The organism is Nostoc sp. (genome assembly GCF_036919615.1).
Taxonomy (GTDB): domain Bacteria; phylum Cyanobacteriota; class Cyanobacteriia; order Cyanobacteriales; family Nostocaceae; genus Nostoc.
This window is the reverse complement of record NZ_JBALCN010000076.1, coordinates 1-19,667: the sequence shown is the minus strand read 5'-3', so window position 1 is coordinate 19,667 and position 19,667 is coordinate 1. Positions and strand designations below refer to the sequence as shown.

Genomic DNA, 19,667 nt, shown 5'->3' with positions numbered 1-19,667 from the left:
AATTAGTTAGTTAAATATAATTAAAATTTTAACAGCTACAAACGAATAATTTGAGTTAGAAAATATCAGATTTCACTACATATTTACCACTACCTTTTTTTGTTCAACCTCTAAGCTATCAAAGCCGATCAGGAACATTTACCAATTCGCTGCACAAATGATCAGCGTAAAAGTTGACAACCATTTTATCTTCAAAAATCCCCACAAGAAAGCAAATTAACAATATCTAACTCCCCCATCTGAAGATTTTTAGGTTTTTTTTCTAAATAAGTTCTGATATTGAATCACTCATCTATTGAGAGCAAACGCTGGCGGTTGTGATCATATTTCAAAACCGTTTGGACTTGAGCGTGTCTGCTGAAGCGCTAGGTAGTACGGTAGTTCCTATTGTTCAGATCCAATAGTTGGGAAATTATTAAAACTTCAAGGTTAAAGTGAGTAAAATGTAAGTACGTGATATACTACGTCTCTCACTTACCCTGGTTTTATGGCACTGCCAATTGTTGCAATTATCGGACGCCCAAATGTGGGCAAATCCACCCTGGTTAATCGACTCGCCGGGGAACAAACGGCGATTGTCCATGATGAACCGGGAGTGACACGCGATCGCACTTATCTGCCAGCTTTCTGGAATGGTCGCGAATTTTTAGTCGTAGACACTGGTGGTTTAGTCTTTAATGATGATACCGAATTTTTACCACTGATTCGCCAGCAGGCAATGACAGCGCTTGCAGAAGCATGTGCCGCTATTTTTGTAGTAGATGGTCAAACAGGCCCCACATCGGCAGATTTAGAAATCGCCGAATGGATGCGCCAACAACCCGTACCTGTGCTACTAACTGTAAATAAATGTGAATCCCCAGAACAAGGCTTAATGCAAGCTGCAGAGTTTTGGGAATTGGGATTGGGCGAACCTTACCCCGTCTCCGCAATTCATGGCAGTGGTACAGGAGAGTTGCTCGACGAGTTAATTAATCACATACCTGCTATTGAAGACATCCCAGAAACTAATGAAATCAAAGTAGCAATCGTGGGACGCCCGAATGTGGGCAAATCGAGCTTACTCAATTCTTTTGTCGGGGAAGAAAGGGCAATTGTCAGCCCGATTTCCGGCACCACCCGCGACGCTATTGATACCGTCATTGAACGAGACGGACAAACCTATCGCTTAATTGACACCGCCGGTATTCGCAAGAAGAAACACATAGAATACGGCACAGAATTCTTTAGTATTAACCGTGCTTTCAAAGCGATTCGCCGTGCTGACGTGGTTTTATTAGTATTAGATGCCGTAGATGGAGTCACCGAGCAAGACCAAAAATTAGCTGGGCGGATTATCGAGGAAGGTCGAGCTTGCATCATCGTCGTAAATAAGTGGGATGCTGTCGAAAAAGACTCTTATACAATCTACGACTACGAAAAAACTCTGCAATCACGGTTACATTTTACCGAATGGGCAGAAACAATTTTTGTGAGTGCCTTGTCAGGACAACGGGTAGAAAAAATTCTCGAGTTGGTGAAAACGGCGGCTGAATCACACAAACGCCGTGTCAGCACATCAGTTATCAACGAAGTCTTAACAGATGCTGTGAGTTGGCATTCACCGCCAGCATCCCGTGGTGGGCGTCAGGGCAAGATTTATTATGGTACACAAGTAAGTAGCCAACCACCAACGATCGCCTTATTTGTCAATGATTCCAAACGCTTCAACGACAACTACCGCCGCTACATTGAACGCCAATTCCGGCAACAGCTAGGATTTAAAGGCACGCCAATTATTTTGCTGTGGCGGAGTAAAAAAGTCCGTGATGTCGAAAGTGGTAATGTTAATAGAGCAACTCGCGTCAAATTAAGTTAGAGACGCGATTAATCGCGTCTGTAAAAGAGTTATAAGTTAAAGCCAAAATTACTAACGATAAAACCCTATCGACTTGAGTTTGATCGCGGCACAATGTGAAAGTCATGAGTTAAGGTCAAAACTCCTAACTCTTATAAGGACGCGATTAATCGTGTCTCTACTCCTCACTCTTAACTCTAAAATGGATTTATTGCGATCGCTGCCACTTGGACTTTATTTAGAACAACCCCAAACTTGGCTGCATAAAATCGATCCGCGAGTCAAGTTCGCCTGGTTGATGAGCTTTTTAACAAGCTATGTTTTGGCTAACAACTTTTGGCGGGTGCTGCTGGTGGTAGTATTAATTATTGCCACCTTGATTGCTAGAATTCCCCGCCGAGTATGGCAGCAGCAAATGGGTTGGCTATTAATGCTATCGTTTTTTGTCTTAGCGATCGCAGCCATTAGTCCTGATGGAATGGGTGTAGATTATCAGCCACGCCTGCCAGCTAATGAACAGATATTAACCCAGCCATCAAACTCCAATAATATTGTTCAAAAGCAAGGAGTTGAGAAAAAAAAATACAGCTACGTGATATTTCAAAAAGGCCCAGTAAAAATAACTCGCTACTCCTTGAGTTTGGCAGTACGCCTGAGTACACTTATATTTACCGTAATTTACAGCACCAATCTGTATCTGCTGACAACCGCACCAGAAGAAATCACATCTGGTATAGAAAGCTTAATGCAACCCTTGCGACGCTTCAAGTTGCCTGTCACAGAAATTACTTTAACTTTAACCTTGTCGTTACGCTTTATTCCCCTGGTTTTGGAAGAAGTGCAAAACTTATTTCGCTCCGTGATGACAAGGGCAATTAATTGGAAAAAGCTGGGATTGAAAGGAGGATTCAAAGTTTGGATGACAGTCGCAGAGAGATTGTTAGAAAATCTGCTCTTACGAGCTGATCAAATGGCGAATGCAATCATGGTGCGGGGTTTTACCAGTCCTAATGAGCATCGAGTCCAGTGGCATGACTTACGATTAAAAGGGCATGATTGGCTTGCTATTGCAACTTTAATTGTATTTTGGGGAATACGGCTAGCTATCGGAACTCAGGTCTAATTTTGCACCGATAAAATAGTAATAGGTAATTATATTTTGTCAGTGGTCAGTAGTCGTAGTTATTTGTACTCACGGCTAAAACCTGTTAACTAATTATTGACAACGCTTATAAACAGTATGACCAAGGCTTGGTATTGGCGATCGCTACCCTTAGAAAAGCGCACAGGTTCAGAAATTTTTGCTGCTCTTTTTCGCCCCACCGCCGCACCAGGAATTGCTACCCTACTGGAAAGTCCCTACCCAACGCCAATCGATCATCCCCAACTCAGCCGATATTCTATCTGTGCAGGCGCTCCTCGCATAGTCGATGGCATCCCACAGATGTGGACACCAGAACTTGGAAAGGTTTTCCCCTTCTTAGAAAACTTGTTACAGCAAGGGATACAGGGAGATAAGGTAGTATTTTCTTCCCCTGCTCCCCCATCTTGCCATCTCCCCTTCACTGGTGGTTGGTTAGGTTGGCTAGGCTACGATTTGGCATGGGAAATTGAACACCTACCCCATGATAAAATTGATCCCCTGCCATTTCCCGTAGCTTTTTGGTACGAACCAAATTGTTTTGCTGTTTTGGATCACGCGCAACAAATTCTTTGGCTAGCCGCCAGTAATACAAGTGGACTCGATGAATTAGAGGAGAAATTAACAAAGAAAGACACGGGCAAAGAATTCTCCGTGTCTCCCTGTCCTCACATCCCTGTGTCTTCTTCACCCCCTCTCTTTTTGACATCTCAGGCAGATTATGAAACAGCTGTAAACCAGGCAAAAAAATATATCCAAGCTGGAGACATCTTTCAAGCAAATCTTTCGTTGCGATTTCAAGCGTCTACATCAGCTTCTGGTTGGGAAATTTACCAAGCCTTGCAAAAAATCAATCCTTCTCCTTTTGCTAGCTATTGGCAAACGCCTTGGGGGGAAGTGATCAGTTGTTCGCCGGAACGGCTAGTAATGTTACAAAATCGGCAAGCCGAAACCAGACCGATCGCTGGGACGCGATCGCGTGGTGTCACACTAGAACAAGATATTCAACTGGCACAAGATTTACTCAGCAACACCAAAGAACTTGCAGAACACATTATGCTAGTAGATTTGGAACGCAATGATTTAGGGCGAGTTTGTGAATGGGGAACGGTTACTGTTGACGAATTGCTGACAATTGAGCGATATAGCCATGTAATGCATCTTGTCAGCAACATCAAAGGTAGTTTAAAAGGCGAATACACTACCATTGATTTGATTCGCGCCATGTTCCCAGGTGGCACAATTACAGGTTGTCCCAAAGTTCGTTGCATGGAAATTATTGAAGAATTAGAACCCCTGCGGCGCAGCTTGTTTTACGGTTCTTGTGGCTATTTAGATTGGCGTGGTCATTTAGATTTAAATATCTTAATCCGCACCCTGCTACTAGCTCCCGCGTCTGAAGAAGCAGGAGGAGTAAATTTTTCTTCATCTTCCTCATCTTCCCACTCAAGACTCATTCCCCAGTACTCAGCACTCAACATTGTCTGGGGACAAGTTGGCGCGGGAATTGTCGCAGACAGCGATCCTGAGAGAGAATGGTATGAATCTCTGCACAAAGCTCAGGCACAACTGGCAGCACTGAAAATTCTAGATAATCAATAGAAGATAGTTTTCTTTCCTGTCCTCACTCTCCACTCCCCTATTCTGTTAGCTATTTTGCGCCATTGGGCGACAGTTGTGGCAGTATGGAAAGAAGTTGAAAAGTTCACTGTTGCCATTGGGAACTTCAAAGGGTGTTTTTCCTAGCCACGCTGAACTTCCGACAAGAGGATTGGGACTATTCTTGTGCCTTGTCCCAACAGATTGGTAAACTGAAGTCACCAAAGCAGATGGTGATGTTTATCGACCAGCCTCTACTTTCTAAATCTACGCTTCGCGGCTTCTGTTGTACCATTTCGCCTCACTACCACTAGCTTCATCTGCCCATTAGGAACTAGATCAAGGTCTTCGTAACCGCAGTTTTGTATTTTAAGCAAATATTCTGGCGAAAGAAAGTTATTATCGTCTGAATGTTTGGAATTCACTGCGAAAAGATATACATACTCCCACCTTGACTACACCTTGACTCTTAAATGAATCCAGAAAACGCAGAAACTTACATAAACCATCCAACTTGGGGTTTACTTTACAAAATCTGTATGGTTGATGACAACCAGGATTTGTTCACCACACTTTATGCCCAGCGCTTATTTTTTTTGGTCGCAAATGACGTTAAAGGTGTTAAATTCCAGTCTCTAGGACGGACTGAGGCTAGAATGATGTTGGAAAATCGCTTACGTACCCTGCGTCGCAGTGGACAATCTCAGGAGTACGATCAGCTTCAGAGTGTTTTCCAACGCACCTTCCAATGAGTAGTTCGATTTCCGAACGTATTGTTTCCATTCGCTCCTCACTGCCAACTTCAGTCCGATTGATTGCTGTTAGCAAGCAAGCTTCTGCCCAGGCCATTCGGTCTGCCTATGCCGCAGGAATTCGTGATTTTGGGGAGAGTCGTATCCAAGAAGCCGCCAGCAAACAAGCCGAGTTGCAAGACTTACCAGATATTACCTGGCACTTTATTGGACATTTGCAAAGCAATAAAGCCAAAAAAGCGATCGAGCAATTCCCTTGGATTCACTCTGTCGATAACTTGAAGCTGGCACAGCGCTTAGATCAATTGGCGCAACAGCTAGGAGTGAGTCCCCAGGTTTGCCTGCAAGTGAAAATTCTTCCCGATCCCAACAAGTCCGGTTGGAGTGTGCCAGAACTGTTGGCTGATTTACCCACACTCAATCAATACAAAAATTTACAAATTCAAGGTTTGATGACAATTCCGCCTTCAGGATTAAATGATTCCGAAATTTTAAGTGTGTTTAAGCTCAATCGTGAACTGGCAAAAGAAATCCAGGAGCAAAACTGGTCGCACATTAAAATGCAGCATCTGTCTATGGGTATGTCAGGCGACTACGAACTGGCAGTGCAAGCAGGCGCAACGATGGTACGATTAGGAACCATATTGTTTGGCGATCGCTCTTAGCCTATTAGTCATCAATCTTGCTCTTCAGTATTAATAGAGATCAGGATTTGTTGACAAGAATTTTGTCACAGACTGGTGCAATTAGAAACAAAGGATATAGTATTGACAAGAGCAATCGCCAAGGGAAAATGGGGTATAAAGAACTTTCCTTCGGACAAACCTTAGGATATAATCTTGACTCATTATTCTGTTTAGGCGATGCACAGACCTTTCCAACAAGTGTCAGTTCATCGCCAAAACCCGTAGTATGGGCTACAAATAGCAAGAGACTTGCTGAAGTATCCACCGATGTAGCGTAGTTTACGGACGTAGGCATCGCTCCTACTCAATCAATCCTAAGCCAAGTCAATACAGGCTATTCGCACCAGGAGAGTACACACACAATGAACAATATATTTTCCAAACTCAGAGACTTTGTGGGTCTAAATGAGCAAGTGGAATACGAGTATTACGAAGAAGAACCAGATACAGATAATAATTACCAAAATCTGTATCAGCAAGAAAATCCCCAACCAGCACCACAAGAGAGTGCAACCGCTCAAAATCGACGCTGGCGGGAACCAGTGCCTACAATGGGAGATGATATAGCAGCAGGTTCAAAGCCAATGGGGAATGTGATTGGTATGCCAGGAGCAATTAACGGAATTTCGGAAGTTTTAGTACTTGAACCACGCACCTTTGAAGAAATGCCTCAGGCAATTCAAGCGTTGCGAGAACGCAAGTCAGTGGTATTAAATCTGACAATCATGGACCCAGATCAAGCTCAACGAGCAGTAGATTTTGTTGCAGGTGGTACTTACGCACTAGATGGACATCAAGAGCGCATAGGCGAGAGCATCTTTTTGTTTACGCCAAGCTGTGTCCAAGTTAGCACCCAAGGTGGCGTTCTTCATGAAGTACCACAACCGCCAGCACGTCCCTCTCGTCCTCCAGCTTCTCCAAATCAAACCTGGGGCAACGAAACTAACCGGATGGCACAATAAAGTTAAATTAGTTGTTAGTCCTTTGTCCTTTGTCATTTGTCCTGGGTTTTAATCATAGTGACAAATGACAAACGACAAACGATTAATGACTAATGATCAATGACTATAAAATTTGGCTTAATTGGTGGTGGGGTAATGGGAGAAGCGCTCTTATCCTGCCTGATTGCGCGTGGAATTTATCAATCATCAGAAGTCATAGTTAGTGAACCGCTATCTTCACGCCTAGATTTTTTAAAACAGCAATACGATGTTGCTGTGACGACAGATAATAGCCAGGTTTTCACCCAAGCAAAAGAAGTTATCTTTTTGGCAGTGAAACCGCAGGTGTTTAGTGCGCTTGCTCAAGAATTAGCAGATATTGATATTCTGAATACAGAACATTTACCCCTGATCATTTCTATCTTGGCGGGTGTACCTTTAAGTCAGCTAGAAGCTGCATTTGTGCAATTGCCAGTGATTAGAGCAATGCCCAACACCCCAGCAATTGTGGGAGCGGGAATTACCGCGATTTGTTCAGGTGCATATACCAGTCCCAAGCACCACGAAATAGCACAGCAAGTTTTTTCTGCTGTGGGGGAAGTTGTGGAAGTATCAGAAGCGCTGATGGATGCAGTCACAGGACTATCTGGTAGCGGCCCAGCTTACGTGGCACTGTTGGTAGAAGCACTTGCTGATGGCGGAGTAGCCGCAGGTTTACCTAGAGCAATTGCCAATCAACTAGCCTTGCAAACCGTACTGGGAACAGCGAAACTGTTGGAGAAAACCAAAATGCACCCAGCAGAACTCAAAGATCGGGTTACCAGTCCCGGTGGTACAACCATTGCCGGGATTTCCAAGCTAGAACAGGCAGGATTTCGTTCAGCTTTAATTGAAGCAGTAAAAGCTGCCACAGAGCGATCGCAAGAGCTGGGAAAATAAAGTTAGGAGTACAGACGCGATTAATCGCGTCTGTACAGAAGTTATGAGTTATGAGTTTTAACTTCTAACTCCTCACTTCTAACTCCTAACCTAACGAAGTTGACAAAAGACTCGTTAGTATAGTAAACAATCTGGTTGCAAATGTGATTGAGTGAATTATCCTGCGCCGTCTCCAGAACTTGACTTAGGGTCTATATTTCCCTTTGAACTGGATCAGTTTCAAAAAGAAGCGATCGCGTCCCTAAACGCCGGACGCTCCGTAGTCGTATGTGCGCCTACAGGTTCGGGCAAAACATTAGTCGGGGAATACGCCATTTATCGCGCCCTAACGCGAGGAAAACGTGTATTTTATACCACTCCCCTGAAGGCGCTGTCGAATCAAAAATTACGTGACTTTCGAGAAAAATTCGGGTTTGATCAAGTCGGACTGTTAACTGGAGATGCTTCCATTAACAGGGATGCACCGATTTTGGTAATGACCACAGAAATTTTCCGAAATATGCTCTATGGCACACCCATTGGGCAAATTGGCATCTCATTAGTAGACGTTGAAGCTGTGATACTTGATGAGTGCCACTACATGAACGATCGCCAGCGCGGTACAGTTTGGGAAGAATCAATCATCTATTGTCCCCGTGAAGTTCAACTGGCAGCCCTTTCAGCAACAGTTGCCAATAGTGATCAACTCACCGATTGGCTAAATCGTGTTCACGGCCCAACTGATCTAATTTACTCCGATTTCCGTCCAGTCCCCTTAGAATTTCACTTTTGCAATCCCAAAGGGTTATTTCCCCTGCTGAATGATAGCAAAACTAAAATTAACCCCCGCCTTCAGAAAAAGAAGGGGAGAGGGGGAGAAAGGGAGAGGGGGAGAAATGGTAGACCTGAGGCTCCTGGCATAATTTATACCTTGAGCCAGTTAGAGCAACGGGATATGCTACCAGCGATTTATTTTATCTTCAGCCGTCGGGGATGTGATAAAGCGGTCGCAGAAGTGGGAGATTTATGGCTAGTAAATAGTGAAGAGTCCCAAATTTTACGGGAACAGATTGATGACTTTTTAGCCCGTAATCCTGAAGCAGGGCGTTCTGGACAAATTGCACCCTTGTACCGGGGAATTGCTGCCCACCACGCCGGAATTTTGCCCGCTTGGAAAGTACTGGTAGAAGAACTATTTCAGCAGGGGCTGATTAAAGTAGTATTCGCCACCGAAACACTAGCAGCGGGAATTAATATGCCTGCCCGGACAACGGTAATTTCCACCCTTTCCAAGCGTACCGACACTGGACACCGCCTGTTGAATGCTTCCGAATTCTTGCAAATGGCGGGACGAGCAGGCCGCCGCGGGATGGATAAACAAGGTCACGTGGTGACAGTCCAAACTCCCTTTGAAGGAGCCAAAGAAGCCGCTTATTTGGGAACATCCAAGCCAGACCCCCTAGTCAGCCAGTTTACGCCTAGTTATGGCATGGTACTCAATTTGCTGCAAACCCACACCCTAGAGCAAACCAGGGAACTGATAGAACGCAGTTTTGGGCAGTACATGGCCACCTTGCATTTAAGACCAGAATACGATGAGATTGCCCAACTGCAAACACAATTAGCTCAACTTCATGAGCAAATCGTCGCAGTCGATGAAAATGAACTGGCTATTTATGAGAAATTGCGGCAACGCCTGAAAGTGGAACGCCAGATATTAAAAACCCTGCAAGAACAAGCGCAGGATGATAGACAAGAAGAGTTGGGGATGATGTTGGGCTTTGCAGTGTCAGGAACTCTGTTGAGTCTCAAGGGCAAAAATATCACAGTGTCTTCACCCGTAACCGCAGTATTAGTGGCAAAATCGCCTGGTTCTGGTCAAGCTCCTTACTTGGTATGCTTGGGACATGATAACCGCTGGTATGTAGCAACCACAGGGGATGTAGTCGATTTGTATGCCGAACTGCCGCGAGTTGAGATGCCGCCTGATGTACTACCACCGCCAGAAATGCCTTTAAAGCCTGGACAGTCGCGCCGTGGCAATGAAGAAACCTTTGCGATCGCTGTGCGTATTCCCAATCCGGTAGAATCTTTGCATCTGGCACCAGAAGTAGCAGAACAACTCAGTCGTACTGCCGCTGTCCAAGAGCAATTAGAAGCTCATCCCCTACATCAATCAGGCAACGCTGCAACGCTTTTCAAGCGCCGGGCCCGCTATGTGGAACTAGAAGCCGAACTCGAACAGTTGCAAGGGCAAGTAGAGCAACAGTCACAACGTCATTGGGAAGAGTTTCTCAATTTAATCGCAATTCTGCAACACTTTGGCGGTTTGGATAACTTAGTTCCCACACAATTAGGGCGAATCGCTGCTGCCATTCGAGGTGAGAATGAATTATGGCTGGGTTTAGTATTCGCTAGTGGGGAATTGGGCAACTTAGATCCGCATCATTTAGCAGCAGCAGCAGCGGCTTTGGTGATGGAAACGCCGCGTCCAGATAGCAAGGTTAACTACGAACTTAGTAATGAAGTGGCAGAAGCCTTGAAAAAATTGCAGGGAATTCGCCGCCAAATGTTCCAACTACAACGGCGGTATAACGTAGCGCTGCCTATATGGTTGGAGTTTGAGTTAATTGCCATAGTTGAACAATGGGCGCTGGGAATGGAGTGGACAGAACTCTGTGAGAATACCACTTTGGATGAAGGCGATGTCGTGAGAATTTTACGGCGGACGTTGGATTTATTATCGCAAATACCTCACGTTCCCCATTTGCCAGACTCTTTTCAGCGTAATGCCTATCGGGCGATGCAGTTGATTGATAGATTCCCTGTGAATGAAGTGGTTGAATAAACAGGATACTCTTACGCACAGAGAGTATTCAATAATTTGTGTGTGTAAGAGCATCTGTCCATGTTTGCGTCTTTTTCTCTGTGTGTGTCCTCTTCGTCAACATTAATTTGAGGGGTTTGGAGTAGTATTACAAACCCTCCCAACAATGAATTTAGATTTGACCAAATAATAGTAGTGGTACGTAGTTAAAAATGCTTTTTTGGTTTCGTATATCTTCTATACGCGATTAATCACGTGTATCTAACAGAAGTTATAGTCGCGATCAGCCCTCTGCAACCTTAGTAGACTAAGTTTCCAGTACCACGCAATTGTCGCAAAGAATTTATACACAATGGACAGTCACAATTAAATAACTTAATTGCAGCATCGCTTTCCTCCTCAGTAAAGTTCAACATGGCAACATTCTGATTTGATACCGATGTGACAATGGTTGAGGAACGCGTAGATGAGGTATACGGCTGCTTTCTCTCTGAATCTCGAATGCACACAAAATCTTTTCCCCCATGTGGGTTAGTGATACAAGTACGACCGTCTTCTGTGTGCATTAATCTCTGTGTAATGTTAGTACTAGCATGGGCAGGATGAAATACTGCCAGCGTAGACATCATAGACACAAAAATTGAGGAAGTGGAAAGCAAATTCAAGAGAACTTTTTTGTTCATAGATTTCCTTGAGAAAATTGTCTACTAGCTTAGGGTATTCTATTCACTTTTAAACTTCAAGTGAGTTTTCTCTAAGAATAGCTAGGTCGACACTTGTTATCTAAGAAAGTTCCCTATCTACCCAGTTTGATCACAAATTAGGTTTGTATAAATAAACATAATATCTAGAACCCCAACTTTTGCTCAGAAGTCGCGCTTTTATGTCCTGAGCGTTTGCTGTTTAATTAGGTTGATCTACTTACCTGGCTAAAGTCTGCGTAGACGCGTAGCGGTAAGAAGGTCGCAGTCTTCTCTACCAGAGGCTGTGCCTTCGTGTAGCGTCTCTTCTCCCAAGGGCGTTAGCTAGTCCGCCAGCGTCACGAGCATCAGGGCTTGTTATTCAGGGTAAACGCATCTTATTTACTAATAAAAACTAAGGAAGATTTCAAAATGACATAGATAATTGTAAAAATTGATGGAATGATAAATAAAATAAATCAAATATTTTTTCAAAATGTGAATTAGCTTATCATCACCTGAATGACTAATCATTAATACTAAAATAATTGAATCATTGGATACATAAAATTATATTTACTAGGTTGCCATCAAACTGACTTTACAATCCAATTCATCGTGAATCCGTCAGCGTATCTTTGTCATTACAGCAAAGCCTTTGCTTGTGACTCAATCTTGCCTATCGCTTCATATAGTTAGCACCTACTCAGGTATCGACCCCCTGAATTCCTGTTTTTGTATATGTCTTTTGTATATATCCTGAAAGTAAATGTAGTTTATTATATCAGTAGCAGAAATATAAGTTTTATTTTTAAATGTTACTTTTATTTTCTTGTTCTTGATTAATACTGATTGTTTTTATCAGGTGCAAGATATGAGGTTATCTACCTACTTACTTTATGGTAGGCTATCAGCAATTATGGCTTTTTTACCAAAAGTACAACAGAGCCATAACAGATTGTCTTTAGTAGTAGTAGTAGTGGAACTTGGTAATGGTGACTAAAAGTTATTCGTTTTACCTTCGAGCAGTTGGAGTTGTTACAATGGCATTGATACTGCTCGTGCCAACGATTGTTAGTCGTGCTAATGATAGCCAGTGGAAGTGGAATGGCGAGTGGAAGTGGAATGGTGAGTGGAAGTTGGGTGGTCAGAACTTAAAAAATACCCGCAATCAAGCGACTGAGAGATATCTCAAACCAAAGAACGTAGCTTCCTTGTCCCCCAAATGGGTTTTTACTACAGGTGGTGAGATATCAGCGACACCGGCGGTAGTAGATGGAGCTATATACCTGCCTGACTGGGCTGGAAACTTGTTCAAGATCGATGCACAGACGGGTGTACAGATTTGGTCAAATACTATCGCCAACTACATCAGTGACCCAAGTATCCCAGATGCGAGCTCGGGCACACCTTACTCAACTATCCCAACAGCGATGTCACGCACAAGTCCAGCAGTCAAGGGGAACAAAGTGATTATCGGCAGCCAGGGTGGTGCCTACCTGATGGCAATTAACAAAGATAGGGGCAAGCTAATCTGGAAGACAAAACTTGACTCTCATCCAAGCGCCATTATCACTCAGTCGCCAGCGATTTATGACAACCGTGTATACGTTGGGGTTGCCTCACTGGAGGAGGGAGACCCTTTCGTAAATCCAAATTACCAATGCTGCACCTTCCGTGGCAGCATGGCATCAGTTGATTTGACCACCGGAAAGATATTGTGGAAGACCTACACCGTACCGGACAACGGTGGCCAACCGGGTGGCTACTCAGGCGCAGCAGTGTGGGGTAGTACACCAGCAATCGACCCCAAGCGAAATTCGGTATATATTGCAACAGGCAATAACTACGAGGTGCCCAAGACGGCAAAAGATTGCATCGCCAATCTCTCTTCGCCAACGCCCAGCGATCAGTCGCAATGCCTCGATCCCAACAATCATATTGACGCGATCATGGCACTTGATCTCGATACCGGCGCGATTAAGTGGTCGAATAAGCTGGAGGGGTACGATACGTGGAATGTTGCCTGCCAGTTTGGCCTTGCGCGGAATTGCCCTGATCCCAAAGGAGAGGATTATGATTTCGCCCAGGGGCCCATGCTCTTTACCGTTAAAAATGCTGGACAACCGCGCGACTTAGTCGGCGCTGGGCAGAAGAGCGGCGTCTTTTGGGCGCTTGACCGGGATAGCGGTCAAATCGTCTGGAGCCAAATCGTTGGCCCTGGTGGCACAACGGGTGGAATCCAGTGGGGTTCAGCCACAGATGGTCAACAAATTTATGTCGCCATCTCAAACGCTCAATCCCAGGAGTACAAGCTACAACCCTCGGGTAAGACTACCACAGGTGGGTCATGGAGTGCGCTCGACGCAGCGACTGGCAAGATTATCTGGCAAACTGCGGACCCAGCAGGTGCGAAGGATCAGGCTCCAATGACGGTAGCGAATGGAGTAGTGTATGCTGGCTCCCTGGCATCAGGGCAAGACTCAAATAACATGTATGCATTGGACGCAAAAACTGGTAAAATTATCTGGGATTTTAACAGCGGGGGGTCAGTGATTGCAGGTGCCGCAGTGGTTAATGGTACGGTGTATTGGGGCTCCGGCTACAGCCGCTACGGCCTAGGCGTGTTTAATAATAAGCTATACGCATTCACAGTCTCCAAATAGAGGGATGCGGTAGTACTAAACAAGCAATTAGGACTTACGCATTGACAGAGAAGCCAAAGTAACAGGTATAGTTTTCAAGGCTTATAGCTAGATTTTTCAATGATATTTTGGCTTTCGCAACCAATCAAGAGTGATTAATAAAAGCCTGAAACAACGTATTTACCTTTATGCATAAGATGGTTATTTTGTATAGTGCGTAAGACCTAATTAGATGCTAATTGTCAGATTGAAGTGCAGCGCAATTGGTCTATCACTAATCTACGTTCCGATCTCGCTCTCTGAAAGCGAGGGGTATTGCCATAGATTCGGAGCATAATTGCAAGGTGGCTAATCCTAAAGATACTGACAATGAAATTCTTTTGTTGACATGATGCGGCTGCTTTAGCTTGTTGTTAGACATCGCTCCGTTAAAATTACCCTGTTCAAGCTTTTGCAACCCCTGGTTATTATAGTATTTTGACAATTTATCTGGTTAATATGTATTTGTGGTGGCTGTGTATAAACATTTTAGTAGCTTGTCAAGTTAGTTTTGAGGATTTGTAGTAAGGACTAAAGTCCTTACTACAAACTTGCTTACTCATCAATTTCAACTTGACAGACTACTAGTGGACTATCGCATTAAATATGATTGGTGAACTCATTCTTAATTTTTCTTCCTTTGCGCTCTTTGCGTCCTTCTCTGCGTTCGCGCAGCGTGTCGCAGACAGACGCTGCGCGAATGCGGTTCGTTTCTCAGCCCCCTGAAAATTAATCAGACAGACTACTAGCTAAAACTCGGAAACAGCCAGCTTGAAATAGTTTGCAATAACAGCCAAGCATTTAAACTACCGATAACAATCGCTACTAACCACGATAAAGTTTTCAGCCACAAAGGATTAACAAATTCACCCATTAAGCGTTTATTACTTGTAAATATCACCAACGGCACTACAGCAAATGATAGCTGTAAACTCAAAATAACTTGACTGAAAATTAGTAAGCCGCCTGTACTCTTTTCTCCCAAAAGCATAATTGAAATTAATGCTGGGATAATCGCAATTAATCTCGTAAATAACCTACGTAACCAAGGTTTCAAACGCAGATTCAAAAAGCCTTCCATGACAATTTGCCCTGCTAAAGTTGCAGTAAGGGTTGAACTTTGTCCAGAAGCAAGTAATGCCAAGCCAAAAATTGCGCTAGCAGCATTCACACCCAATAAAGGAGAGAGCAATTTATAAGCATCTTGAATTTCTGCAACATCCTGATAACCAGAAAAATGAAAAGTGGCAGCAGCTATAATCAAAATTGCTGAGTTGATAAACAAGGCGAAACATAAAGCAACCGTAGAATCGATTGTGCTAAACTTAATAGCTTCCCATTTCTTTTGGGATGTTGATTCCCAATCCCGCGTCTGCACTATTGATGAGTGCAGATACAAGTTGTGTGGCATCACCGTTGCCCCCAAAATGCCAATAGCAATGTAAAGCATTTCTGGGTTCTGCACAATTTCTATTTTGGGAACATATCCTAATAAAACTCCGCCCAAATCAGGATGTGAAAAGATGATTTCTGCTGCAAAGCAGACGCCTACAGTTGCTACCAACAAAATTACCAAAGCTTCTGTATAGCGAAATCCTTTGTTTTGTAGCAGTAACAATACAATTACATCTAGGGCTGTTATGCACACGCCCCAACTCAGGGGAATGCCAAAAAGCAGTTGCAGCGCGATCGCACTTCCCAAAACTTCCGCTAAGTCACAAGCTGCGATCGCTATCTCACAAAGTACCCATAACCCGAAGTTAACACGTGGACTGAAGTGATCTCGACAAGCCTGCGCTAAATCCCGCCCCGTTGCTACTCCCAACCGCACACACAGCGATTGCATTAAAATCGCCATCAAGTTGGAAAGCATAATCACCGTTAGCAACGCATAGCCAAATTTAGCCCCGCCAGCTAAGTCAGTCGCCCAATTACCAGGGTCTATATACCCTACAGATACGAGATATCCTGGGCCTGCATAAGCCAGCATCTTACGCCAGATGCTTTTGGTGTTAGGAATTTTAATACTGCGGTGAACTTCAGGTAGGCTGGGCTTCCTGATCGGCTTGTCTGGAAAGGGCATTTGTTTACACTCTTAGTTTTTCATAATTCTCTCATAATTTTTTTAGCCACTGACAACAATAGCTACTTTGAGAAGGTTACAAATCTTGATATTAATTAAATATTAGTAGAAAAATTCAACAATAAACCTAAATTTTGTATTGATATAGATTCTCGTTCTTAAATTAGCAACTTGTAAAAACTTCTTTTTTTCATTACATTTGATCAAAGGCTTATATATCAAATAACTTACTAACCTCAACTCAACAGAAAAAATGAAGCAAAAAGTACATTTAGAATCTTCAGGTTGTTCCAACTGTGAACATGATCATCACGAGAATCATAACCATGATCATGATGAGAATCATAACCATGATCACAATCACGACCACGGTGGCGAATTCAATCTGAAAAATGAGGTATTGCCTTTGGTAGTGATTTTAAGTTTATATGCGCCTGGTGTAATTTTTGAAAATCAATTACACAATACATTCTATTCAATAGGTGAATATCTGCTATTCATCCCAGCCTATTTATTAAGTGGATGGAGTGTTTTAAAAACGGCTGGACGTAATATACTCAGAGGTAGAATATTTGATGAAACATTTTTGATGACAGTAGCGACACTAGGGGCGATCGCAATTCATAAATTACCCGAAGCTGTCGGAGTCATGTTATTTTACAAAATTGGGGAATTATTCCAGGATATTGCCGTTAGTCGTTCACGTAATTCCATCAAAGCATTATTGGAAGTCCGCCCAGACTATGCCAATATTCAAATAGAGGGAGAACTCAAGAAAGTATCACCAGAAACAGTAAAAATTGGGGATATTATCGTTGTCAAGCCTGGAGAAAAGATTCCCTTAGACGGCGAAATTATAGATGGTAATTCGCAAGTTGATACATCTGCATTAACTGGAGAATCTGTGCCGCGAACGGTAAGGTTGGGAGAGACAGTTTTGGCTGGGATGATCAATAAAATGGGTGTTCTCAGCATTAGAGTAACAAAACTCTTTGATGAATCTTCCATTGCTAAGATTTTAGACTTGGTGCAAAATGCCAGAAGTAAAAAAGCAGAAACAGAAAAGTTTATTACTAAATTTGCCCGATATTACACGCCAATCGTAGTTTTTACGTCTCTAGCAGTTGCAGTATTACCTCCTTTATTAATTTCTGGTGCAACTCCTTCTGAATGGGTTTATCGTGCCCTGATTTTACTAGTTATCTCCTGTCCGTGTGGACTAGTTATCAGTATTCCATTAGGTTACTTTGGAGGTATAGGAAGTGCTGCTAAACGCGGTATTTTGGTTAAAGGCTCTACTTTTTTAGATGCTTTAAATGCAGTCAATACAGTTATTTTTGATAAAACTGGAACGTTAACTAAAGGGGTATTTAAAGTAGCAAAAATAGTACCATTAAATGGCTTTAATGAACAAGAATTGCTGCAATTAGCTGCCAAAGTAGAATCGCATTCAAATCATCCTATTGCCCAATCTATCCGCAATGCTTATGGTGAAAAAATAGATGCATTAGATGTGAGAGATTATGAAGAAATAGCAGGTTATGGAATTAGGGCTAAGGTTAAAAATCAGATAGTAATAGCGGGAAGCGATCGCCTATTACATAAAGAGAAGATTGCTCATGATAATTGCCAGTTAGAAGGAACAGTTATTCATTTAGCAGTGGATGATATTTACGCTGGGTATATTGTCATTGCTGATGAACTCAAAGAAGATGCAAGACTTGCTATTCAGGCACTCAAGCGAATGGGTGTAGAAAAAACAGTAATGTTGACAGGAGATAATCAAGCGATCGCTTCTCAGATTGCTGAACAGCTTGGCATAGATGCTTATGAAGCAGAGTTATTACCTGAAGAAAAAGTTAATGCCATTGAGAAGTTACTCAGTAGCGCCGGCAAGCATGGTAAAGTTGCCTTTGTTGGCGATGGCATTAATGATGCGCCTGTGATTGCGAGAGCAGATGTTGGCATGGCAATGGGTGGGTTAGGCTCAGATGCGGCGATAAAAACTGCCGATATTGTGATCATGACAGATGCACCGTCAAAAGTGGCAGAAGCAATACAAATCGCTAGAAAAACAAGGCAAATTGTTTGGCAAAATATTGGGTTTGCTTTAGCAATTAAAGCTGTATTTATTGGATTGGGTATTTTAGGTATAGCGACAATGTGGGAAGCTGTCTTTGCTGATGTCGGAGTAGCAATGCTGGCAATTTTCAATGCAACAAGAGCGATGAAATAAAATTTTTGGAAAATCAGGAATCTGTAATTGAGAATTTGTAGTAGTTAAAATTGATGAGTAAGGAGTTGTTTATTTAACACTTCTCCCTCATATTCTGCTACCTAAAATAGAATCCATGAATTCATCAATCAAAGGCATTGCTACAGCTACTTTAGCTTTACTGCTAAACTATTCAGCAAACCCAGCCTTTGCATTACCACAGAAAATCCATAATCCAGTTACTGTTGCTAAATCGCAACCTTTAACAAACACTTTAATTGTTCCTGGGGAAAGGGTAGGGCCGATAACACGCACAACCACTAAGCAAGATTTAGTAAAGCTGTTTGGTACATCGCAGCTCGTTGATAAAATCATTTCAGGCCCTGAAGGAATGGGTAGTTTTGCAGCTACGCAGGTAAACCTAAATCAGGGGCGATCATTCTTGGTAGTTTGGAGCGATAAGACTCGTACTAAACCTCTAGATGTGCGTAACTTGGGTTCAGCTTGGAAAACCCGCGAAGGTATTGGAGTCGGAACCCCCTTGAGCGAGTTACGCAAGAAATTAGGTAACTTTAAACTCTATGGATTGGCGTGGGACTACGGCGGTACTATTTTGTTGGATAGTAGTAAATTATCCCGCTATCAAGGCAAACTGATTTTACGAGTAGACACGGCTCTTAATGCTTACGAAAAGTTCCCTAATGACTACCAAGCAGTTTCTGGGGACAGTACTTTTTCCTCCAGCAATCCTCACTGGAAACCTTTGGGAATCAGGTTAGCAGAAATTATCGTTGTACTCAACCCAAGTGAGTAGTGATATGCTAAACATCAGTTTGCTTGCTAGGGCGTAGAGAAACTATGGAGACAACGTTCTTAATACTAATTACAGTTTTGCATAAAAGCGTAGCGTTTTTAATGCAGGAAGATGCATTAGTATTGTAGAGAAACGCATTAACTAATGCCACCGACGCATTAACATTGTATTGGGATGCATTGGCATTGCAAGGGGACGCATTAACAATGCAGCCGATGCATTAACATTGTATTGGAATGCATTAACAATGCAGCCGACGCATTAACATTGTATTGGGATGCATTGGTATTGCAGAGGAACGCATTAACAATGCCACCGAATGCCCAAAGCCTGTTTGGTGTGCATCAGATTCCAAGCGATAACCGTATCCGAGATTTGCTTGACGAGGTAGAACCATCTCATACCAATTTTATATGAAGCTGCATATAATGGAGAAAAGAAACTCGATAAATTAAAATAGCCATGAGCCGCCCTTTTAAGATTGAAATCG

General features: G+C 43.0%; 16 protein-coding genes. 13 read left to right on the top strand and 3 right to left on the bottom strand.

Going from position 1 to position 19,667, the window contains the following annotated elements; all coding sequences use genetic code 11:
* The first annotated feature begins 487 nt into the window (after positions 1-487).
* The 9 genes from der (at position 488) to V7K48_RS21395 (ending at position 10,722) form a co-directional block, all read left to right on the top strand.
* On the top strand, positions 488-1,858 hold the full coding sequence (gene der / locus V7K48_RS21435) for a ribosome biogenesis GTPase Der (RefSeq protein ID WP_335075218.1): 1,371 nt from the start codon (positions 488-490) through the stop codon (positions 1,856-1,858).
* 181 nt (positions 1,859-2,039) lie between these two features.
* Positions 2,040-2,960, top strand: a complete 921-nt coding sequence (locus V7K48_RS21430; protein WP_335075219.1) for an energy-coupling factor transporter transmembrane component T family protein — start codon at positions 2,040-2,042, stop codon at positions 2,958-2,960.
* Between the two features lie 117 nt (positions 2,961-3,077).
* Positions 3,078-4,580 carry an anthranilate synthase component I gene (locus V7K48_RS21425; protein WP_335075216.1) on the top strand — a complete coding sequence of 501 codons (1,503 nt, stop codon included), beginning with the start codon at positions 3,078-3,080 and terminating at the stop codon, positions 4,578-4,580.
* A gap of 470 nt (positions 4,581-5,050) precedes the next feature.
* On the top strand, positions 5,051-5,329 hold the full coding sequence (pipX, locus tag V7K48_RS21420) for a transcriptional coactivator PipX (protein WP_100898955.1): 279 nt from the start codon (positions 5,051-5,053) through the stop codon (positions 5,327-5,329).
* Positions 5,326-5,994, top strand: coding sequence for a YggS family pyridoxal phosphate-dependent enzyme (locus V7K48_RS21415; protein WP_335075215.1), 669 nt, complete (start codon positions 5,326-5,328; stop codon positions 5,992-5,994). The genes pipX and V7K48_RS21415 overlap by 4 nt, the downstream gene beginning before the upstream one ends.
* A 47-nt stretch (positions 5,995-6,041) precedes the next feature.
* Positions 6,042-6,293 carry a hypothetical protein gene (locus tag V7K48_RS21410; RefSeq protein ID WP_335075214.1) on the top strand — a complete coding sequence of 84 codons (252 nt, stop codon included), beginning with the start codon at positions 6,042-6,044 and terminating at the stop codon, positions 6,291-6,293.
* 84 nt (positions 6,294-6,377) lie between these two features.
* Entirely contained in the window at positions 6,378-6,977 is a 600-nt protein-coding gene (locus V7K48_RS21405; RefSeq protein WP_335075213.1) for a cell division protein SepF, read from the top strand.
* 99 nt (positions 6,978-7,076) lie between these two features.
* A complete protein-coding gene (proC, locus tag V7K48_RS21400) occupies positions 7,077-7,895 on the top strand; it encodes a pyrroline-5-carboxylate reductase (protein ID WP_335075212.1) in 819 nt (272 codons plus the stop codon).
* Between the two features lie 151 nt (positions 7,896-8,046).
* Complete coding sequence (locus tag V7K48_RS21395) at positions 8,047-10,722, top strand: DEAD/DEAH box helicase (protein WP_335075211.1); 2,676 nt, start codon at positions 8,047-8,049, stop codon at positions 10,720-10,722.
* A gap of 278 nt (positions 10,723-11,000) precedes the next feature.
* On the opposite strand, the gene V7K48_RS21390 is transcribed toward V7K48_RS21395, so the two are convergent.
* A complete protein-coding gene (locus V7K48_RS21390) occupies positions 11,001-11,384 on the bottom strand; it encodes a hypothetical protein (protein ID WP_335075210.1) in 384 nt (127 codons plus the stop codon).
* An 871-nt stretch (positions 11,385-12,255) separates the two neighbouring features.
* On the opposite strand from V7K48_RS21390, the gene V7K48_RS21385 reads away from it, so the two are divergent.
* Positions 12,256-12,384, top strand: coding sequence for a hypothetical protein (locus V7K48_RS21385; RefSeq protein ID WP_335075209.1), 129 nt, complete (start codon positions 12,256-12,258; stop codon positions 12,382-12,384).
* A gap of 40 nt (positions 12,385-12,424) precedes the next feature.
* Positions 12,425-14,047, top strand: coding sequence for an outer membrane protein assembly factor BamB family protein (locus V7K48_RS21380; RefSeq protein ID WP_335075208.1), 1,623 nt, complete (start codon positions 12,425-12,427; stop codon positions 14,045-14,047).
* Between the two features lie 763 nt (positions 14,048-14,810).
* Here V7K48_RS21380 and V7K48_RS21375 read toward each other — a convergent pair.
* A complete protein-coding gene (locus V7K48_RS21375) occupies positions 14,811-16,148 on the bottom strand; it encodes an Nramp family divalent metal transporter (protein ID WP_335075207.1) in 1,338 nt (445 codons plus the stop codon).
* A 253-nt stretch (positions 16,149-16,401) separates the two neighbouring features.
* Between V7K48_RS21375 and V7K48_RS21370 the strand changes: the two genes are divergently transcribed.
* Both V7K48_RS21370 and V7K48_RS21365 read left to right on the top strand, forming a co-directional pair.
* Entirely contained in the window at positions 16,402-18,384 is a 1,983-nt protein-coding gene (locus tag V7K48_RS21370; RefSeq protein ID WP_335075206.1) for a heavy metal translocating P-type ATPase, read from the top strand.
* A 115-nt stretch (positions 18,385-18,499) separates the two neighbouring features.
* Entirely contained in the window at positions 18,500-19,177 is a 678-nt protein-coding gene (locus V7K48_RS21365; RefSeq protein WP_335075205.1) for a hypothetical protein, read from the top strand.
* A gap of 241 nt (positions 19,178-19,418) precedes the next feature.
* Here V7K48_RS21365 and V7K48_RS21360 read toward each other — a convergent pair whose 3' ends face one another.
* Positions 19,419-19,574 carry a hypothetical protein gene (locus tag V7K48_RS21360; RefSeq protein WP_335075220.1) on the bottom strand — a complete coding sequence of 52 codons (156 nt, stop codon included), beginning with the start codon at positions 19,572-19,574 and terminating at the stop codon, positions 19,419-19,421.
* Positions 19,575-19,667: the final 93 nt, after the last annotated feature.